Origin of the sequence: Haploplasma modicum ATCC 29102, assembly GCF_000687835.1 — a bacterium.
Taxonomy (GTDB): Bacteria; Bacillota_I; Bacilli_A; order Acholeplasmatales; family Acholeplasmataceae; genus Haploplasma; species Haploplasma modicum.
Genome location: NZ_JHYB01000007.1, coordinates 1 through 19,703, shown reverse-complemented (window position 1 = coordinate 19,703; position 19,703 = coordinate 1). Strand labels below are relative to the sequence as shown.

The 19,703-nt window shown below is 28.8% G+C and carries 20 protein-coding genes, 1 rRNA gene, 1 pseudogene and 1 riboswitch; of the genes and pseudogenes, 18 read left to right on the top strand and 4 right to left on the bottom strand.

Features of this window, described 5'->3' with window-relative positions; translation table 11 throughout:
- Position 1 precedes the first annotated feature (1 nt).
- Positions 2-1,048, top strand: a complete 1,047-nt coding sequence (locus tag T352_RS0105720) for a hypothetical protein (protein ID WP_162151235.1) — start codon at positions 2-4, stop codon at positions 1,046-1,048.
- A gap of 91 nt (positions 1,049-1,139) precedes the next feature.
- Complete coding sequence (locus T352_RS06705; protein WP_051615860.1) at positions 1,140-2,624, top strand: potassium/proton antiporter; 1,485 nt, start codon at positions 1,140-1,142, stop codon at positions 2,622-2,624.
- Positions 2,625-2,639: 15 nt separating this feature from the next.
- On the opposite strand, the gene trpS is transcribed toward T352_RS06705, so the two are convergent.
- Positions 2,640-3,638, bottom strand: coding sequence for a tryptophan--tRNA ligase (gene trpS, locus T352_RS0105710; protein ID WP_026392144.1), 999 nt, complete (start codon positions 3,636-3,638; stop codon positions 2,640-2,642).
- A 231-nt stretch (positions 3,639-3,869) separates the two neighbouring features.
- The gene (gene pepF / locus T352_RS0105705; protein WP_051615859.1) at positions 3,870-5,633 is read right to left on the bottom strand and encodes an oligoendopeptidase F; all 1,764 of its coding nucleotides are present in this window, start codon (positions 5,631-5,633) and stop codon (positions 3,870-3,872) included.
- A 167-nt stretch (positions 5,634-5,800) separates the two neighbouring features.
- Here pepF and spx point away from each other — a divergent pair, with 167 nt between their 5' ends.
- Positions 5,801-6,262: a transcriptional regulator Spx gene (gene spx, locus T352_RS0105700; protein ID WP_162151234.1), complete on the top strand. Its 462-nt coding sequence runs from the start codon at positions 5,801-5,803 to the stop codon at positions 6,260-6,262.
- A gap of 61 nt (positions 6,263-6,323) precedes the next feature.
- Here spx and T352_RS0105695 read toward each other — a convergent pair whose 3' ends face one another.
- Positions 6,324-6,866, bottom strand: a complete 543-nt coding sequence (locus T352_RS0105695; protein WP_026392141.1) for a CYTH domain-containing protein — start codon at positions 6,864-6,866, stop codon at positions 6,324-6,326.
- Between the two features lie 162 nt (positions 6,867-7,028).
- Between T352_RS0105695 and gap the strand changes: the two genes are divergently transcribed.
- From gap to frr, 12 genes and pseudogenes are all read left to right on the top strand, one after another.
- On the top strand, positions 7,029-8,042 hold the full coding sequence (gene gap, locus T352_RS0105690) for a type I glyceraldehyde-3-phosphate dehydrogenase (RefSeq protein ID WP_026392140.1): 1,014 nt from the start codon (positions 7,029-7,031) through the stop codon (positions 8,040-8,042).
- Between the two features lie 78 nt (positions 8,043-8,120).
- Entirely contained in the window at positions 8,121-8,762 is a 642-nt protein-coding gene (locus tag T352_RS0105685) for a uracil-DNA glycosylase (protein ID WP_026392139.1), read from the top strand.
- Positions 8,763-8,773: 11 nt separating this feature from the next.
- Positions 8,774-8,864: riboswitch (THF riboswitch) on the top strand.
- A 43-nt stretch (positions 8,865-8,907) separates the two neighbouring features.
- Positions 8,908-9,417, top strand: coding sequence for an ECF transporter S component (locus tag T352_RS0105680; RefSeq protein ID WP_026392138.1), 510 nt, complete (start codon positions 8,908-8,910; stop codon positions 9,415-9,417).
- An 85-nt stretch (positions 9,418-9,502) separates the two neighbouring features.
- Positions 9,503-10,804: a methylenetetrahydrofolate--tRNA-(uracil(54)-C(5))-methyltransferase (FADH(2)-oxidizing) TrmFO gene (gene trmFO, locus T352_RS06700; protein WP_162151233.1), complete on the top strand. Its 1,302-nt coding sequence runs from the start codon at positions 9,503-9,505 to the stop codon at positions 10,802-10,804.
- Positions 10,791-11,699 carry a site-specific tyrosine recombinase/integron integrase gene (xerA, locus tag T352_RS0105670; protein ID WP_026392137.1) on the top strand — a complete coding sequence of 303 codons (909 nt, stop codon included), beginning with the start codon at positions 10,791-10,793 and terminating at the stop codon, positions 11,697-11,699. Before trmFO ends, xerA begins: the two co-directional genes overlap by 14 nt.
- Positions 11,692-12,222, top strand: a complete 531-nt coding sequence (locus T352_RS06695; RefSeq protein ID WP_162151232.1) for an NUDIX hydrolase — start codon at positions 11,692-11,694, stop codon at positions 12,220-12,222. The genes xerA and T352_RS06695 overlap by 8 nt, the downstream gene beginning before the upstream one ends.
- On the top strand, positions 12,209-12,652 hold the full coding sequence (dut, locus tag T352_RS0105660) for a dUTP diphosphatase (protein ID WP_026392136.1): 444 nt from the start codon (positions 12,209-12,211) through the stop codon (positions 12,650-12,652). Before T352_RS06695 ends, dut begins: the two co-directional genes overlap by 14 nt.
- A gap of 152 nt (positions 12,653-12,804) precedes the next feature.
- A pseudogene (rpsB, locus tag T352_RS07350) lies at positions 12,805-13,486 on the top strand (30S ribosomal protein S2); the annotation flags it as partial.
- Positions 13,487-13,809: 323 nt separating this feature from the next.
- A complete protein-coding gene (locus T352_RS07345; protein ID WP_257534281.1) occupies positions 13,810-13,917 on the top strand; it encodes a Rho termination factor N-terminal domain-containing protein in 108 nt (35 codons plus the stop codon).
- Between the two features lie 90 nt (positions 13,918-14,007).
- Positions 14,008-14,889, top strand: coding sequence for a translation elongation factor Ts (gene tsf, locus T352_RS0105650; protein ID WP_026392134.1), 882 nt, complete (start codon positions 14,008-14,010; stop codon positions 14,887-14,889).
- Positions 14,890-14,899: 10 nt separating this feature from the next.
- Positions 14,900-15,616, top strand: coding sequence for a UMP kinase (gene pyrH / locus T352_RS0105645; protein ID WP_026392133.1), 717 nt, complete (start codon positions 14,900-14,902; stop codon positions 15,614-15,616).
- Positions 15,616-16,173 (top strand): ribosome recycling factor, encoded by a 558-nt coding sequence (frr, locus tag T352_RS0105640; RefSeq protein WP_035345517.1) that lies wholly within the window; start codon positions 15,616-15,618, stop codon positions 16,171-16,173. Before pyrH ends, frr begins: the two co-directional genes overlap by 1 nt.
- Positions 16,174-16,215: 42 nt before the next feature.
- Here frr and T352_RS0105635 read toward each other — a convergent pair whose 3' ends face one another.
- Complete coding sequence (locus tag T352_RS0105635) at positions 16,216-16,431, bottom strand: hypothetical protein (RefSeq protein ID WP_026392131.1); 216 nt, start codon at positions 16,429-16,431, stop codon at positions 16,216-16,218.
- A 120-nt stretch (positions 16,432-16,551) separates the two neighbouring features.
- Here T352_RS0105635 and T352_RS0105630 point away from each other — a divergent pair, with 120 nt between their 5' ends.
- From T352_RS0105630 to T352_RS0105620, 3 genes are all read left to right on the top strand, one after another.
- Positions 16,552-17,427 carry a phosphatidate cytidylyltransferase gene (locus T352_RS0105630; RefSeq protein ID WP_026392130.1) on the top strand — a complete coding sequence of 292 codons (876 nt, stop codon included), beginning with the start codon at positions 16,552-16,554 and terminating at the stop codon, positions 17,425-17,427.
- 12 nt (positions 17,428-17,439) lie between these two features.
- Positions 17,440-18,978 (top strand): RIP metalloprotease RseP, encoded by a 1,539-nt coding sequence (rseP, locus tag T352_RS06970; protein ID WP_026392129.1) that lies wholly within the window; start codon positions 17,440-17,442, stop codon positions 18,976-18,978.
- Positions 18,979-19,413: 435 nt separating this feature from the next.
- A 16S ribosomal RNA gene (locus T352_RS0105620) occupies positions 19,414-19,703 on the top strand; the annotation flags it as partial.

The window sequence follows — 19,703 nt, the reverse complement described above, 5'->3', positions numbered from 1 at the left end:
TATGCATGCATTAAATAATATTAGCAGAATTCAAATCAAACAAGAAACCTTAATGGTTTTATTAGAACTTTATGAGGCAAAGGGAAAGATATTTTATTATGATGATCTATTTAGTAATGACCTTAACTCATTACTAAATAAAACACTTGAAGAGGATGTTAAAAGCATAGCTAGAGTTTTTGGTTTAAAATTAACTGATGCAAGAATCTCTTTTTGTAGCAGAAAAGATTTCCAACCAAAAAATAATGATGAGCAACTACTATTAAACTTGAAAAATGTAATAGAATTAGTTCATAAAAAAAGTAATGATTTTGAATTAATTTCAAATGAAATTTATAATTTAGGAAAAAGAATTACTAAAAATATTAGTAACATTAAGTATAAAAAAACCCAAGTAATTGATGAAGGTTTTTTAGAAAAAAATTCATCAACTCTTGATGTTTTAGATAATTTAATAAAACTATATGAAGACTTAACAAAGACGAAAACATATGAACAGTTAATTCTTATAACTAACTTTTATGTAGATTTTATTAACCTTGAAATCTTCGATAAACACAATAGAGAAATAGGATTACTAGTTTTATATTCATTAATTTTTAAAGAGTTTCCTAATTTTAAATATGTATCATTCTTTAAATATTTTAATGAAAATTTAGAACTTTTTAATTATAGTCTAGATTTGGCAAGTTACAACTGGCATAGTAAGTTTCCTCAAACTGATAACTTAAATGAAGTTATATATAAAATAATTAGTAGTTCATTAAAAGAAGTTGACGATTTCTCGTATGAGTTTGAATTCCAAACAAGACTTAATAAAACAGATAGTATTGAAAATACAATTTTAAAGTTTAGTAAGGATTTCTCAAAAGACGATATTAGAAAGATTCATCCGACAATTAGTAATTCTACAATAAATCGTACTTTATTTAAATTAAGAGATGAAGGAAAAATTAGAGCAATCGGTACAGGTAGAAGTGCAAAATGGCAAATAATAATCGACAACAAAGACTTTTTACCCCTTACAATTTTTGATAATTTTAATTGACAGACCAATTGGTCTGTTTTCTTTTTTCTTTAACTTATCACTTTTATAAATTAAAAGTGTGTGGTAATATAATATGTAGGATGTGATTACGATGGGACTTGAAATATTAATATTAATCGGTGGAATAGTCTTACTATTTAGTGTATTCTTATCAAAAGCGATGTATCGTTTTGGAATACCAACTTTAATATTATTTTTAGTAATGGGAATGCTTGCTGGAAATAGTAAATTTGGAATAATTGAATTTAATGATTTTAAGCTTGCAGAAAGTATTGCAAGTTTTGCGCTCCTTGTAATTATTTTTTCAGGAGGATTTGATACTAACTGGAAAAAAGCAAAAACAAACTCTAATGTCTCGATTGCTCTTGCTAGTGTTGGGGTATTTATTACTGCGTTTGCAGTTGGTCTTTTTACTAAAATAATTATTAAAGATTTTACGTGGCTAGAAGCTTTATTAATTGGGGCAATTATTTCATCGACAGATGCTGCTGCAGTATTTTCTATTTTAAGGAGTAAGAAACTAAACTTAAAAAATAATATTGGCCCTCTTCTTGAAATGGAAAGTGGTTCAAACGATCCAAGTGCTTATATGATAACAATTATTTTAATTGGGGCAATTACTAATAATGGGACAAGTATTTTTCTAACATTTTTTCTTCAAGTAGTCAATGGGATTGCAATTGGTGCGTTAGTTGGATTACTTGGTGTTAAAATAATTAATAAAATAAAATTAGAAGTAGATGGTTTATATATAATTTTATCGCTTGGTTTAATGTTATTATCATTTGGCCTTGCTTCTTATTTAGGTGGTAATGGATTTTTAGCTGTTTATTTAACAGGAATAATTATGGGAAATACTAATATAGTTTACAAAGCATCACTAACTCAGTTTTTTGATGGATTTTCATGGCTTGCTCAAATATTATTATTCTTTACACTAGGATTATTTGTGATACCAAGCTTGTTAGTAGAAGCATTAATTCCTGGAATACTTATAGCATTATTTATCTCATTTGTGGCAAGACCACTTGCAGTTATTCCGATTATGAAGATATTTAAAAAACCATTTAAAGATAGTATCTTAGTCTCATGGGTAGGATTTAGAGGTGCGGCATCAATTGTGTTTGCAATCTTTGTTTTCTCAAATAATTTGGATAAGGGCACATATATTTTTGACATTGTTTTCGTTGTTGCGATTGTCTCAGTATTAATGCAAGGGTTACTTTTAGTTCCGGTTGCAAAAAAATTAGATCTTATTGAAGAAGAAGATAGTTCATCATTAAAAGTCTTTACCGATTATAGTGGAGCAATCTTTACTGACCTTTTAGAAGTCCATATAGAACATGGTAATGAGATTATTGGAAAAAGAATTAAAGAACTAGAGATACCAGATACAATACTCATTGTTTTGATTAAGAGAGATTATGAAATGATTCCACCAAGAGGAAGTAGAGAAATATTAGAAGATGATGTTTTATTACTTGCAGGGGCAACAAAACAAGATTTGTTAGATGCAGATAAAAAGATTAAAGGATATAAAAGACAAATAGAAGAAAAAAATAACACTTTAAAATAAAGTGTTATTTTTTAATTATTTACGTCCTAAACCAATTCGTTCATAAACTTTCTTTAATTTTCTTGAAGCAACTCTCTTTGCATTTTCCCTACCCTTATCTAAATACAAATCAAGTTCTTTCTTGCCAATTATTTCTTTGTATCTTTCTTGAATCACGCTTAATTCACTAACAACAATTTCTGCTAAATCAGATTTAAATTCACCATAACTTATATTTTCATATTTAGCTACTAAATCATCAATTTTAATATTTGTTAAACTTGAATAAATTGTTAGTAAGTTTGAAATTCCAGGCTTGTTTTCTTTATCAAAATATATTTTATTATCTGAATCGGTTATTGCTGATTTTATTTTATTACGTACTTGATTTAAATCATCTAATAGTAAAATATAATCTTTTGGTGTTTTATCAGCACTTTTACTCATCTTTTTAGTTGGATCTTGAAGTCCCATAATTCTAGCTCCAGTTTTTGGTGTAAAGCCAGATGGAATAGTAAAAGTCTCACCATATAAATGATTAAATCTTGTTGCTGCAACTTTAGTTATTTCTAGATGCTGAGTTTGATCTTCACCAATTGGAACAATAGAAGCATCATATAATAAAATATCAGCAGCCATTAAAGCAGGATATGTAAGAAGTGATGTTCTAATTGCCTCTTCATTGTTTGCTCTTTTTTCTTTATACTGAATCATACGTTCCATTTCGCCAATGTATAAAGTAGATTCCATAACATAACCTAACTCAGCATGTTCATTAACTTCTGACTGAATAAATAAGTTTACCTTATTAGGATCTAGGCCACAAGCAATGTAAATTGCTGCAATATTTTTAATATTTTTTCTTAAATTGCTCTTTTCTTGCATAGTTGTTATTGCGTGTAGATCAGCAATAAAGATAAAAAATTCGGTATCTTCCAACTCATTTTGTAATTGAACAAAGTTTTTTAAAGCGCCAATATAATTACCAAGTGTTAGTTCTCCAGTTGGTTTAATGCCTGATACTAATCTTTTCATATAAATCTTCCTTTCTATAAATAAAAATACGCCCAAAGAATAAATTCTAAGGACGTATAATATACGCGGTGCCACCTTAGTTCTAGATTAATCTAGCCCTTGAATTAAATTTTATGCTAAAGGTCCCAAATTTATTAAATCAGTTATTGGCTTACACTATTCCAATATCGCTTTAAAAGATTGTTTAATAAACCTTCCTTATCATTGCATCTTTATTTTATCTTAAATAAATTAATTAGTCAATGTTTTTTCAAGTTCATCAACTAAGAAGTTAAAACGTTCAACAACTGCTAAGATTGTTTCTTTATTTGTTAAGTCTGCTCCAGCGATTTTTGCTTGTTCAACTGGGAATTGTGAACCACCTGATTTTAACATTGTTTTATAGTTTTCAAAGGCATTAGGTAAGCCATCTTTAATGTTTTTGTAAATTTTTAAAGAAGCAGCAAAACTTGTTGCGTATTGATAAACATAAAATGGTGTTTGGAATAGATGTGGGATATATGCCCAAATATATTGTTTACCTTTTTCTTTAGTAATGTCTAAGTCATAGTAGTGTTTATATAGATCAATCATAATTTTTGATAAAACATCGGCATTAATTGGCATACCTTTATTTACTAATTCACTTGCTTCGTATTCATAAGTTGCAAATAGGGTTTGTCTAAAGAATGTTGCCATAATTCCATCGATTGCAGTTTGCAATAATGCAATTCTTTGATTTTTATCTTTTACTTGTGTTAATAAGTGATCAAGTAAGACATGTTCATTAAAAGTAGAAGCAATTTCCGCAACAAAAATTGTATATTTAGAAATTGGCATTGGTTGATTGCTATTGGAGAATAATGAGTGTGCACTATGACCAGCCTCGTGAGCAAGTGTAAACACTGAATCTAATGTGAAGTCATGATTTAGTAAAATGTATGGGTGATATCCATAAAGACTCATTGAATAAGCACCAGTTCTTTTTCCATCATTTGGAAGCACATCAACAAACCCATCAGCAAGTGCTTCTTTTTGCATTGAAACAAATTCACTATCTAAATCTTTAATTGAATCAAAGAAAAGTGTCTTTGATTTTTCAAAATCATATTTTGTTTCATCTTTTGCAAGCTGAATAAAACGATCATATGTGTGATACTCATCTAATTTTAAATATTCTTTTCTAAGTTTAATATATTTCTTTATTCCGTTAGTATTTTCAAATGCCACGTCTTTAAGATTATGGAAAACTGACTCGGGAATATTGTTTGCAAATAAAGCAGCACTTAGTGCATTTTCATAATGTCTTGATTTGTATCTTGCAGCTTGTTGTTGTAACACTAAGTTATAGATATTTGCAAAAGTTGTTTTACTATCTTCATATCTTTTAAAAACAGCTTCGAAGATTTTTCTACGGTCTTCACTTGATTTACTTTCAGCAATTAAAGCACGATAAGTAGAAGGAGTTACCGTAATCTCTTCTCCACTATCAAGTGTAACTTTTTCATTTTTAGCATCAATTATTGAAACTGACTGATAAAGGTTTGTTGAAACGCTTGATGCAGGTCCAAAGTTTGATAATATTTTTTCTTCAACTTCACTTAAAACATGTTTTTGTTGCATGAATAATTTTTCAAGTGGAAAAATATGTGGTTTTAAAAATTCATCACGATTTAAGAAATCCATAACTTTTTCTTTACCAAGAGATAAAATCTCAGGACTTGACCATGCAGTTTTTTGACTTAATTCATTAACAACAATCATAATTTGTTGTACCATTGTTGATTTAGCTACATCTTTTAAATTTAAATCACTTGATAAATGTGCATAGCCATATAAGCGATAAAATAATTTAGTTGTTTCTTCATCAACTTTAAAAAATTCAAGAAAATTATTATAATCATTTAATTTACCTTGAAATCCTTCAAGAACTGGAATTAATGATTTAAGTTGTTCTAAATCTTTATTCCAATCACTTTCATTTTTATAATACTCTGTTAAATTCCATTTACTCACGTATTTCACCTCTAATTTTTCTTATATGTTATTATATAACTATTTTTAAATTAAATCAAAATAAATCATAAAAACATAAAAGTAAAATATACTATTGTAAAAAATGCACTTTATCTATATAATTAACATAGGTATTTTTATAATTATAATTAACAAGGAGGAGTAAAATGATCACAATATATACAACCCCAAGTTGCTCATCATGTCGTAAAGCTAAAAAATGGCTAGACGAACATATGATAGATTACATTGAAAAAAACTTGTTTACTCAACCTTTAACAGAAGAAGATATTGAATTAATGTTACTTAATGCGGAAAATGGCTTTGATGATATTATTTCAACAAGATCTAAAATTTTTAAAGAACAAAACTTAGATATAGAAGATATGTTAATGAGTGAAATTAAAGAGTTTATCATATTAAATCCTAGTGTGTTAAAAAGACCTATCATTGTCGATGAGACAAGATTACAAGTTGGGTATAACGATGAAGAGATTAGAGTGTTTATCCCAAGAAGATTAAGAGAATTACTAATGGAGATTGATTATTCAGTCAATGAGACAGAAGAATACAATCAAGCATTAGCTAAATATTTACAAGAGTTGAAAATCAAAAGCAAAAAGCGTTGATAATTCAACTTTTTTTATGTCTATAAATAAAAAATAGGCTAATATTTAGCCTATTGATCTATTATTTTAATGCTCTTTCACTTTTTCTTTTTGTTTTAACAAAGGTAACATCAAATTGTTTTAATAATTCAAAAAATTCAATTTCCCCTTCTTCATAATTATCAACTTCAAATTCTATTTCGTATTCAGTTTTTTCATGATAATCACAACGATCTAGAAATAATTTTCCATTTAGATATGGTGTTGATACACGGTAATTATCTAATGATGCTTTAAATGTCACATCATAATCCAAATCTTTGAAATAATCTTTAGTGTTAAAACCATTTTTAATCATTTCTTCAGCTTGTTCTTTAGTTAAGAACACATGATTTTCAAAGGCACCTTTTTCACCTTGTTTTTTTAAGGTTACCTTAAAACGATCACCTTTTTTTCTAATTCTAAGTACGATATCATTTTTGTTTAACTCTAAATCTTTAGTATCAAAGTAGTAGTTAGTTTGTAAAAAGATATTATCTTGTAGGTTAAAATGATGTAACATCTCTAAGTATTTTTCTTTATCGACTGCTGTTTTAAATTCAATTTCAATATTACTTTTAAACATTAAGGATCGCCTCCATATTTGCATACCGATAATATTATAACAAAGAAATGCTAATATACCAAATAAAACGTTTACATTTATTTGTCAATAATAATTATTGGTAAATTAAAATGAAAGTGATATAATGTATATGAAAAAACGAAAAACAAGGAGGAATTAAAAATGGCAATTAAAGTAGCTATTAATGGTTTTGGACGTATTGGACGTTTAGCATACCGTTTATTATCACAAGACAGTGCATTTGATGTTGTTGCAATCAACGACTTAACAGATGCAGAAACATTAGCATATTTATTAAAATATGACTCAGCACACGGTAATTTCAGAACAAATGAAATTACAAATGGTGAAGATCACATCGTGGTTGGTGGTCATAAAATTAATGTTTATGCAGAAAAAGACCCAAAAAATTTACCATGGGGTAAATTAGGAGTAGACGTTGTATTAGAATGTACAGGTTTATTCACAAGCCAAGAAAAAGCAGGTTGGCACGTAGAAGCAGGAGCAAAAAAAGTAATTGTTAGTGCACCTGCAACAGGAGATGTTAAAACAGTTGTTTATAACGTAAACGACAACATCTTAGATGGTTCAGAAACAGTTATCTCAGGTGCTTCATGTACAACAAACTGTTTAGCACCAGTAGCTAAAGTGTTAAATGACAACTTCGGAATCGTTAAAGGATTCATGACAACAATTCATGCTTACACAGCAGATCAATCATTAATGGATCAACCACACAAAAAAGGAATTTACTCAAGAAGAGGACGTGCAGCAGCAACTTCAATTATTCCAAGTTCAACAGGTGCAGCTAAAGCAATCGGTTTAGTAATACCAGAACTTAAAGGAAAATTAGATGGTACAGCATTACGTGTTCCAACAATTACAGGTTCAGTTGTTGACTTAACAGTTGAATTAAACAAACAAGTTACATTAGAAGAAATTGATGCAGCAATGAAAGCTGGAGCAAACGAAACTTTAGCATACGTTGCAGATCCAATCGTATCATCAGACGTAGTTGGTAGCCACTTCGGTTCATTATACGATGCACATACAACACAAATTGTTAACGTAGACGGAAAACAATTAGTAAAAATTATGGCATGGTATGACAATGAAATGAGCTATACAGCACAATTAATTAGAACAGCTAAAAAAGTAGCAAGTCAAATTAAATAATTTTTATTCAGATACATAAAAGCAGAATTAATTTTCTGCTTTTTTTTATGTTATAATCTAAACGATAGGAGTGATAAAGTGCTAAACGAAATACTAGAAAAAGAACAAAAAAAAGACTATTTTTTAAAAATGAATAACTTTTTAAAAGAAGAGCGAAAAACTAAACAAATATTTCCAAAAGAAGAAGATGTTTTCAGAGCGTTTAATTTAGTTAATAATAATTTAAAAGTTGTAATCCTTGGTCAAGATCCTTATTATGTTAGAGGTATGGCTGATGGTCTTGCATTTAGTAGCAATTTAAGTAATACACCTAAGAGTCTTGCTAATATAAAAAAAGAACTTAAAACTGATTTAAATATTGATATTACCACTAATAATAGTTTAGTAAAATGGAGTATGCAAGGAGTTCTTTTATTAAACACTGTTCTTACTGTAGAAGAAGGTAAACCTTTATCTCATCATGGTATTGGATGGGAAGAATTTAGTAAAAATATTTTTATAGAGATTTGTAAAATCAATAAGCCGCTTGTTTTTATCCTTTGGGGAAATGAAGCAATTTCCTATAAAAAGTATATTAAAAATGAAAACCATTTAGTAATTTCATCATCACATCCCTCACCATTATCTGCCTATCGTACTTTTTTTGGCTCAAAACCATTCTCAAAAGCTAATAATCACCTAATTAAAAACAATATACCAGCAATTAATTTTGAAATATAGTATAATGAATTATCAGAGTAGTTAGAAAGCGTTAAGTGTCTATCCATGGGATGTTGGGTTAGAACGAACTTTAAAAGGCGGTTTTCTAATGCGTCCGCTGTATAATTTTTTTATAGTGGATCTCTAAAAAGGGAGGTCTTTTTTTATGAATTTAAAGAAAATAGTATTAGCATCAATACTTGGAGCATTATCAGTAATTATTGATATGGTTTTTAAACTAGTTATTCCAATATCAACAATAGGAACACCATTTTATGCCATACCAATAATTATCATAGGTTTATTTTTAGGAATTAAATATAGTGTAATTATTGCATTTTTAGCCGATTTAATTACAGTGCTAATTGCAGGAATTCCATTTTTTCCAATATTTTCACTAGGATCAATGATGTGGGGAATATTTCCAGCATTGTTTTTAAAACCAGATAGTAAAATTTGGAAAAAAACTTTGTTTATTGTCTTAACATATCTAATGGTAACAATAATTAATTCATTTGGTTTATATATTCACTATCATAAATCTCTTGTAGGATTACTAGCTGATTTACCAATTAGACTTGGACTAATAATTCCAAATACAATAGTTATAGTCTTGCTAGTTGAGGCTTTAATTGAACCAGTTAAAATAAAACTATATTTAACTAGCCATAATTAGTGGCTAGTTTTTTATTTTTTATTTATCCTAAGCTTAATATTCAAATAAATACTATGGTATAATTATAACGATTGGGAGTGATTTTATGCACGTAAACATTATTGGTGGAGGACTAGCTGGAAGTGAAGCAGCTTACCAATTATTAAAAAGAGGTATTAACGTAAAACTATATGAAATGAGACCAGTTAAGATGACTGATGCTCATCAAACAAATAATTTAGCTGAACTTGTTTGTTCTAATTCTTTAAGATCAAATGATATTACTAATGCAGTTGGGCTACTAAAACATGAAATGCAAATGTTAGATTCTTTAATTATTGAAGCTGCAAATCATGCTAGTGTACCAGCGGGTGGAAGTTTAGCTGTAGATAGAATTAACTTTTCTAAATACATTGAAGATAAGTTAAATAGTTTTTCAAATTTAGAAATAATAAGAGAAGAAGTAAAATCAATAAAAAAAGATGAATATACAATTGTTGCAACCGGTCCACTAACAAGTAGTAATTTATTTGAAGAAATAAAAAAGTTGGTTGGTAATACAGATCTTCATTTTTTTGATGCGATTGCACCAATAATCGAAAAAGATTCAATTGATATGAATGTTTGTTACTTAAAAAATAGATATGACAAAGGAGAAGCTGCTTATATTAATTGTCCTATGTCAAAAGAACAATATGATCTTTTTTACAATGAATTAGTAAATGCAAATGTTGTAGTGCCAAAAGACTTTGAAAATAATGTCTTTGAAGGTTGTATGCCTGTTGAAGTAATGGCAAAAAGAGGATTTGAAACATTAACTTTTGGCCCATTAAAACCGGTTGGGCTTGAAAGAGAAGGTTATGATAGACCTTATGCAGTTGTTCAACTTAGAAGGGATGATGCAAGCGACTCAATGTATAATATTGTAGGGTTTCAAACTAGTCTAACATGGGGTGAACAAAAAAGAATTATTGGTCTTATTCCTGGACTCGAAAAAGCAAACATTTTAAGATACGGAGTTATTCATAGAAACACATATATTGAAAGTCCCAATGTCTTAAATATTGGTTATCAGACAATTAGTCAACCAAAAACATTTTTTGCCGGACAAATAAGCGGTGTTGAAGGTTATGTTGAAAGTGCATCTTCTGGTTTATATGTGGCACTCCAAGTTTATTCAATAATTAATAAAGACAAATTATCACCACTTGATAACGAAACAATTATTGGATCTTTAGCAAATTATATTAGTACAAAAAACAAATCATTTGTACCAATGAATGCAAACTTTGGTTTAGTTAAAGAATTAGATTTTAAACATAAGAAAAAAGAAAGAAAAGAATTATATGTAAAAAGATCAATTGAAATGATTGAGAAATTTAAGGCAGATAATTATGAATTATTTTGAAATTTTTGAAAATTACTTGAAAAATGAAAAAAATTATTCAGATAATACAGTAATAAGCTATATGAAAGATTTAAAAGATTTTGATAATTTTATAATTAGAGAAGAACTTGCTAGTGATGCTCTTGGAGCGACAAGACCAAGACTTGCTAGACACTACCTATCATACTTAGAAGATGAAGCATTTAGTAAAAAATCTATAGCAAGAAAAATATCAAGTCTAAGAACTTTTTATAAAATAATGATTATGAATAATCTTATTGATGTAAATATTTTTGAAAATATTGAAACACCAAAAATCCCTAAGAGGTTACCTAAGGTTATTAGTGAAAATGAAATCAGTTATTTATTTGAATGTATTGATAAAGATAGCTTACTAGGATATAGAAATTATTTAATTTTAGAACTTTTATTTAGTTGTGGTTTAAGATCTAGCGAATTAACAAATCTTGAAATTGGGGATATCAGACTTACAAGAAACGAAATTTTAATTCATGGTAAAGGAAGTAAAGATAGATATGTTCCAATTCATGATAATTTAAATGAACAAATCAAAAATTATTTAACAAATTATAGACCTAAATTAATTAGTAAATCGGATTTAGAAACTAAGAAGTTGTTGTTGAATTATAGGGGTGAAGAATTAACACAAAGAGGACTGCAAAAAATCATGAAAAAATTAATAAGTGATGCTAATGAGACATATCAAATATCACCTCACATGATAAGACATAGTTTTGCAACAACCCTCTTAAATCATGGGGCAGACTTACGTGTAGTTCAAGAATTACTAGGTCACGAGCATTTAAAAACAACCCAAATATATACTGAAGTAACAGATAAAACACTTAAAGAAAAATTTGAAAAACTACACCCTAGGAGAGCAAAAAATGACTAAGATTGGTGAGACAATAATTGAAGAAGGAATTACTAATTTTAATGATACTAAAAAAAGAAATACAGTAAGAGCAATTATATTAAATAATGATGATGAAATATTTTTACTTTATTCAGAACTTTTTAATGATTATACTTTTCCCGGTGGGGGAATTAAATATAATGAAGATCATTTAGAAGCATTAAAAAGAGAAATTAGAGAAGAGACTGGAGCAAATGATATTGAAGTAATAGAACCTTTCGGTTATACCCTTGAATATCGGTATGGTATTTCAGGTAACTTAAACATATATGAGCAAAAATCATACTATTACTTTTGTAAAATAGATAATTTAAGTGATCCAAATTATGTAGGTAGAGAATTAGAACAAGGTTTAAAAATGAAGTGGGTAAAAATAAAGGATGTAATCAAACATAATAATCAAATTTATGAAAATAGAAAGAATATAAAGGGGTTTAGCACAGTTCTTTTAAGGGAAAGACAAGTGTTAGAACAATTGGTGAAAAAATATGAGAAGATTTGAAATTGTAAAAGGTTATGAAAATAAAGGAATTGAACTTCCTGTTAGACAAACTAAATTAAGTGCTGGCTACGATTTAGCATCATGTGAAGATGTTTTAATAAAGGCTGGTGAAATTAAAATGATTCCAACTGGTCTTAGAGTTAAAATGCTAGATAATGAAGTATTACTAGTCTATCCAAGATCATCACTAGCAATTAAAAAAGGTCTAATGATGAGTAATGGAGTCGGGGTAATTGATGCTGATTATTATCATGCAGAAAATTTTGGACACATTAGTATTCCAGTGTATAACTTTACCAAAGAAGATGTTTTAGTAAAAAGTGGTGAGAGAATCTCACAAGGTATTTTTACAAGCTTTTTAAAGACATCAAATGATAAAGATAGTGATAACATTGTAAGACTAGGTGGTTTTGGTAGTAGCGGCATATAATTTGATTTAAATGCTTGCAAATATCGATGAACTATGATATATTTATAAAGGCTAATAAAATACACATGAGTAGGTTTATTTAGATCAAGTGCCTAGTATAGGTGGTTTAAAATAATACTCAGAGGAAAAAAACAAAACGGAGGTATAATTTTATGGCAGTAGTTTCAATGAAACAATTATTAGAATCAGGGGTACATTTTGGTCACGCAACAAGACGTTGGAATCCAAAAATGGCACCTTACATTTTTACATCAAGAAACGGTATCCACGTAATTGATTTAAAATTAACACAACAAAAAATTGAGGAAGCATATCAAGTATTATTACAAATAGTACAAGATGGTGGACAAGTATTATTTGTTGGAACAAAAAAACAAGCACAAAGTGCAGTTAAAGAAGAAGCAGGAAGAACAGGCCAATTCTATGTTGATCAACGTTGGTTAGGTGGTACACTAACAAACTTTAAGACAATTCGTCGTAGAATTAAGAGATTACACGATTTATACAAAATGGAAGAAGACGGAACATTTGAAGTTTTACCTAAAAAAGAAGTTCTAAAATTAGTTCATGAAAGAACAAAGTTAGAAAAGAACTTAGGTGGAATTAAAGAAATGAAAAAAATTCCAGAAGCAATCTTCATTGTAGATCCAAATAAAGAAAAAAATGCAATCTTAGAAGCTAGAAAATTAAACATCCCAATTTTTGGTATTGTAGATACAAACTGTGATCCAAATGATGTTGACTATATTATTCCAGCTAATGATGATGCTATTAGAGCAGTAAGTTTAATTACACACGTAATGGCAAATGCAGTTATCGAAGCTCAAGGTGGTTATGTAGAAAAAGTTGAAGATGATGAAGATACAACACAAGACTATTCAAGAGAAGAACGTAAACCAAGACCTAAAAAAGAATATAACAATAATAACAATAATAATAGAGATTATAAAAATAATCAAAATAGAAATCCAAGATTTGATGGAAAACCAGGAAACAAAAACTTCGTTAAAAAAGAAGACTCAAAATTTGTTCCAAGAACAGAAACAAAAGTAGCACCTAAAGCTGAAGTAAAAGTTGCTCCAAAAGAAGAAGTTAAAGTAGCACCAAAAGCAGAAGTTAAAGTTGCTCCAAAAGTTGTTGCAGTAGATTATGAAAAAATGACAATGGTTGAATTAAAAGAAATTGCAAAAAACAATAATTTATCAGGTTACTCAACACTTAAAAAAGCAGAATTAGTTGAATTTGTTAAAACAAACGTAAAATAAAACGTAACTTTAAACTAAACATTAAAACTTATAAAGGGACGTTGTTCCCTTTTACTTTAAATAAACATAAAAATATAGGAGGAAATACACATGGCAGAAATTACTGCAAAAATGGTAAAAGAATTAAGAGACATTACAGGCGCAGGAATGATGGACTGTAAAAAAGCATTAACAGAAACAAATGGTGATATTGAAAAAGCAGTTGATTACCTACGTGAAAGAGGAATTGCTCAAGCGGCAAAAAAATCAGGACGTATTGCAGCTGAAGGATTAGCAAATGTTTTAGTTAATGGTAATGATGCAATTGTTTTTGAATTAAACTCAGAAACAGACTTCGTTGCAAAAAACAAAGATTTCTTAGACTTATTAGATAAAGTTGGAAATACAATTTTAAACTCAAAAGCATCAAACACGGAAGAAGCATTAGAAGTATTAGTTGATGGTGTTAAATTAGCAGATGTATTAACTGCAGCAACAGCAAAAATTGGTGAAAAAATTACTTTAAGAAGAGTAAGCAGAATTGTTAAAGAAGATGCACAAGATTTTGGAGCATATTCACACATGGGTGGTAAAATTGTATCACTTGTATTACTTGAAAAACATAATGAAGAAGTTGCTAAAGATATTGCAATGCACGTTGCAGCAAGCAATCCAAAATTCTTAAATAGAGATCAAGTAGATCAAGAAACTTTAGCACACGAAAAAGAAGTGTTAACAAACCAAGCATTACAAGAAGGTAAACCAGCAAATATCGTTGAAAAAATGGTAATTGGTCGTTTAAATAAATTCTTACAAGACATTTGTTTAGTAGATCAACCATTTGTTAAAGATGGCGATATTACAGTTGCAAAATATTTAAAAGACAATAATAACCAAGTATTATCATTTGTTAGATTAGAAGTTGGCGAAGGAATCGAGAAAAAAGAAGAAGATTTTGCTGCTGAAGTAGCTGCTGTAACAAAAGGTTTATAAGGAGGCTAATATGTACCAACGTATAATATTAAAATTAAGTGGCGAGGCAATGAAAGGGAACACAAATTATGGAATTGATCCTAAAACTGTTCATAATATTGCTTTAGAGATTAAGGAAATATACGCATTAGGGGTACAAATTGGTGTCGTAATTGGTGCCGGTAACTTATGGCGTGGAGTAATAGGTGAAGAGTTAGGTATGGACCGAACTCAAGCAGATTACATGGGAATGTTAGGAACAATAATGAATGGACTCGCATTACAAGATGCCCTTGAAGGTATTGATGTACCTTCTAGAGTTATGAGTGCAGTTAATGTTTCAGAAGTTGCTGAACCATATATTAGAAGAAGAGCAATTAGACATTTAGAAAAAGGAAGAGTAACAATTTTTGTTGGGGGAACAGGTTCACCATACTTCTCAACAGATACAGCTGCCGGACTTAGAGCAGCAGAAATTGGTGCAGATACTATTTTAATGGCTAAAAATGGTGTTGAAGGGGTATATGATAAAGATCCTAAGAAATTTGCGGATGCAGTATTATATAATGAATTAACACTACAAGAAGTTTTAGAAAAAAATTTATTGGTGATGGATTCAACTGCAGCATCAATATGTAAAGATAATAAAATTAATATAATCGTATTTGATATGAATAAAAAAGGAAATATTAAAAAAGCAGTTATGGGTGAAAAACTTGGAACTGTCGTAAAATGGGAGGAAAAATAATGTTCGAAGAACAAATTAATTTAGAACTACTAACAATTGAAGAAAACATGGAAAAAGTAATTCATAACTTAGAACGTGAATTAGCTAATGTTAGAACAGGTAGAGCTAACCCAGCATTATTAGACAGAATTTCAATTGACTACTACGGTGTTTTAACTCCTTTAAAACAAATTGCCGGAGTTAGTGTTGCTGAAGGAACACAATTAATTATTAAACCATTTGATAAATCTACTTTAAAAGCAATTGAACATGCAATCAATGCATCTGACTTAGGAATTGCACCACAAAATGATGGTGTAGTTATAAGACTTATCTTACCAGCATTAACTGGTGAAAGAAGAAAACAAATAAGTAAAGATGTTGAAAAACTTGGTGAATCTACAAAAGTATTTGTAAGAAATGTTAGAAGAGATGGTAATGACCAAGTTAAAAAATTAGAATTATCAGAAGATTTAGAAAAAAACACTTTAGAAGAAGTTCAAAAGTTGACTGATTCTTTTGTTAAAAAAATTGATCAAATAACAGAAGCAAAAATCAAAGAAGTAATGACAATTTAAATAAAAAAATAGACACAATCAATTTTGTGTCTATTTTTTATATTAAGCTAAAATTGTAATTTTCCCTGTAAGAATAATTGTAATTAAATCAACAATCCAGAAAACAGCAAAGAATGAAAGAATTAATCCAATTACAGTCCCCAATTCTGGTTTTTCAAGTAATCTAGCAATACGATAGATTATTGAAACAAAATAACCTAGAAAAATCTGTAAAACTAACTTAACGATGAATGATAAACCGTTATAAGCCTTAACCATACTATCCCTCCTTTTTTATGGTTATATTATATCACAATATGTAAAAAAACATAATATTCTATCTTATAATTTAATTAATAAAAAAAATGTTATAATTAAAAGTAATCATGGAGGTTGAAGATGAAGAAAAGAACAATAACTGGAGCAATCATGTTGATAGTTTTAATCCCACTATTAATAATCGAACAATTATCTATTCCACTTAAAATTGTATTTGGACTAGGAGTTGTAATAGGGGTATTTGAATTATTGAAAATGTATAATAAAAACTATAAGAAAGAATCTGTAGCAATTATAATGCTACTAAGTTTAGCATCATATGTAGGAATAATCTTAAATAACCATATTCCTAATTTATTTATTATTATAACTTTAATTAATATTATTATTATTTTGGCATTATCAATATATAAAGAAGATTTTAGTAAAGATAACTTAGGAATAATGTTGTTTATAATGTTTTACATTAGTTTGGGTGCAGGATCACTCATTTCACTTAAAGAAATAGGAACAAGATTTATTGTATTCTTATTTTTAATAACAATGCTAACTGATGTTTTTGCATATTTGGTAGGTATCAAATTTGGTAAACATAAAATGGCACCTTTGGTCAGTCCTAAAAAATCATGGGAAGGTGCAATTGGTGGAACAATTATCGCTGTTACAATTGCAAGTGTCTTTGGTATTTTATACGGGAAAATATTACCGACAGAATTTTTAAATCCTAATGGATTAAATACTATTATTGATGGACTTGGAAATCTTTCTGATATAAATAAGGTAGGAAAATCATTCATTATAATATTTATCGCAATAATAGTATCAATTGGTGGTCAGATTGGTGATCTTGTAGCTTCAAAACTTAAAAGAAATTATGAGATTAAAGATTTTGGTAACATCTTTCCTGGACACGGTGGAGTATTAGATAGATTTGACTCATCATTCTTTGCTTCAATGATTTTATTTACAATATTAATGTTTATCAATTTGATTTAAGGAGAATAAAAAATGGATTTAATATTATTTATATTAGTATTAGGAATTAATATCTTAATACATGAATATGCACACTTTTACTTTGCAAGAAAAGCAGGAATTTTATGTCATGAATTTGCAATAGGTATGGGACCTGCAATTTATCAAAAGAAAAAAGGTGAAACTTTATATGCTGTAAGAGCAATTCCACTTGGTGGTTATGTTGCTATGGCAGGTGAAACAGTTTCTGAGTTTGTTCGCGTTGGACAAAATGTTGGAATAAAATTAGATGAAGATGGTTTTGTATCTCAAATAATCTTGACCAATGAAATTGGTTATGATTTTATTGGTAAGGTGGAAAGCTTTGACTTATATGGTAAGGATAATGCAGAATTATTTATTGAACTAAATATTTCAGGAACAGTATCAAAATATCCAGTTAGAAGAGATGCTAATTACATACTAACACCTAAAAAGAAATTACAACTTGCACCTGCAGAGAGAAGTTATGAAAATAAAACTATTTGGCAAAGATTTTTAGTTGTATTTGCAGGACCAGCTTCAAACTTCTTATTAGCATTTTTCATTTTATTTATTTTGGCATTCTTTATTGGTAAACCAACAAATAAAAATGTTGTAGGTAGCGTAGATGAAAATATGATTGGCAATAAGTTAGTTGAAGGTGATACTATCACTTCAATTAATGGTAACAAAGTTGAAACTTGGAATGAAATAGGTAGAGAAATTTATAAAAACAAAAATACAAAAATGATTGTTACTAAAAATGATAACGAAACATTTGAACTTGATTTACTAGTAGTATTTCAGGGACTAGGATTTACAAATATGTATCAGTCTGATGAATTGATTATTGGGGAAGTTTTTGGTAGAAGCAAAGACCTCCAAAAAGGGGATAAAATAAACGGTATTTTATTAGCTGATAAAAAGAAAAGTACTGATCCATATGTAGCAGTTAACACTTGGACAGAATTAATTAATTATTTAGAAGAAGATGGAATCAAAGAAAAGAAAAATGTTTATATGGAAATAACTAGAGAAGATAAGGCGTTGAGTATCACTTATGAAAATATATCAGGTAAGACTCTTGCTAAACTAGACTCACAATATGTTGGTTATTCAGCTGGAATTGGCGAACTAAGTGAGTTTAATATATTATATCCACTTTATTACCCATTCCAAAAACTGTGCAGTGACATTAATCAAATGTTTAATACAATAGTTTTACTATTTAATCCGGTAAGCGGGGTAGGAGTAAAAGATCTAGCAGGACCAGTTGGAATATTTTCAATGGTAAGTAATGCACGTAAACAAGGTTTCATTAGTTTTATGACATTCTTTGCATTTTTAAGTATTAATGTTGGATTTTTAAATCTATTACCAATTCCAGCACTTGATGGTGGTAGACTTGCATTCCTAGCATATGAAGGAATAACAAAGAAAAAAGTAAACAAAAATGTAGAGAATGCATTTATTACAATAACATTTATTCTCTTATTAATATTAATGATTTTTGTAACTTATCAAGATATCATTAGATTATTTGTTAAATAGTTTAAATATTAGCAGAAATACCTAAAAAGAGGGTTGTTAACAACTTTCTTTTTTTATTTTAACAAAAAACAAACTTTATTGTTGACTTAACATGCATGTTGTAGTATTATATTAAAGGTTGCCCTAAAGGTAACAGTACAGGTTAAAAACTGTTAATAAAAAGTTGATTAATTTAGACTTTATTGTTGACATTGTATAAAACTTGTAGTATCATATTAAAGGTTGCCTAGAAAGGGAACCGCAAGAATAAAACTTGTTAATAAATAATTAATTATTTAAACTTTATAGTTGACATATCAATTAAAGTTTGATACAATAATTAAGTGCCCATAAGAACGGCGCAGAAAATCTTTGAAAACTGAATGATGATGAGAGCGTAATAAGAATCAAAAAAAATAAAAATTATAATTGAGCAATCAAACAAAAACAATAAATCAATTGGAGAGTTTGATCCTGGCTCAGGATGAACGCTGGCGGCGTGCCTAATACATGCAAGTCGAACGAAGGTACTTGTACCTTAGTGGCGAACGGGTGAGTAACACGTAGGTAACCTGCCCTAGAATTTGGAATAACAGTTGGAAACGATTGCTAATACTGAATAGGTAATAATCCGGCATCGGAATATTATTAAAGATCCAATCAAGGATCGTTCTAGGAGGGGCCTGCGTCGCATTAGTTAGTTGGTGAGGTAATGGCTCACCAAGACTGTGATGCGTAGCCGGACT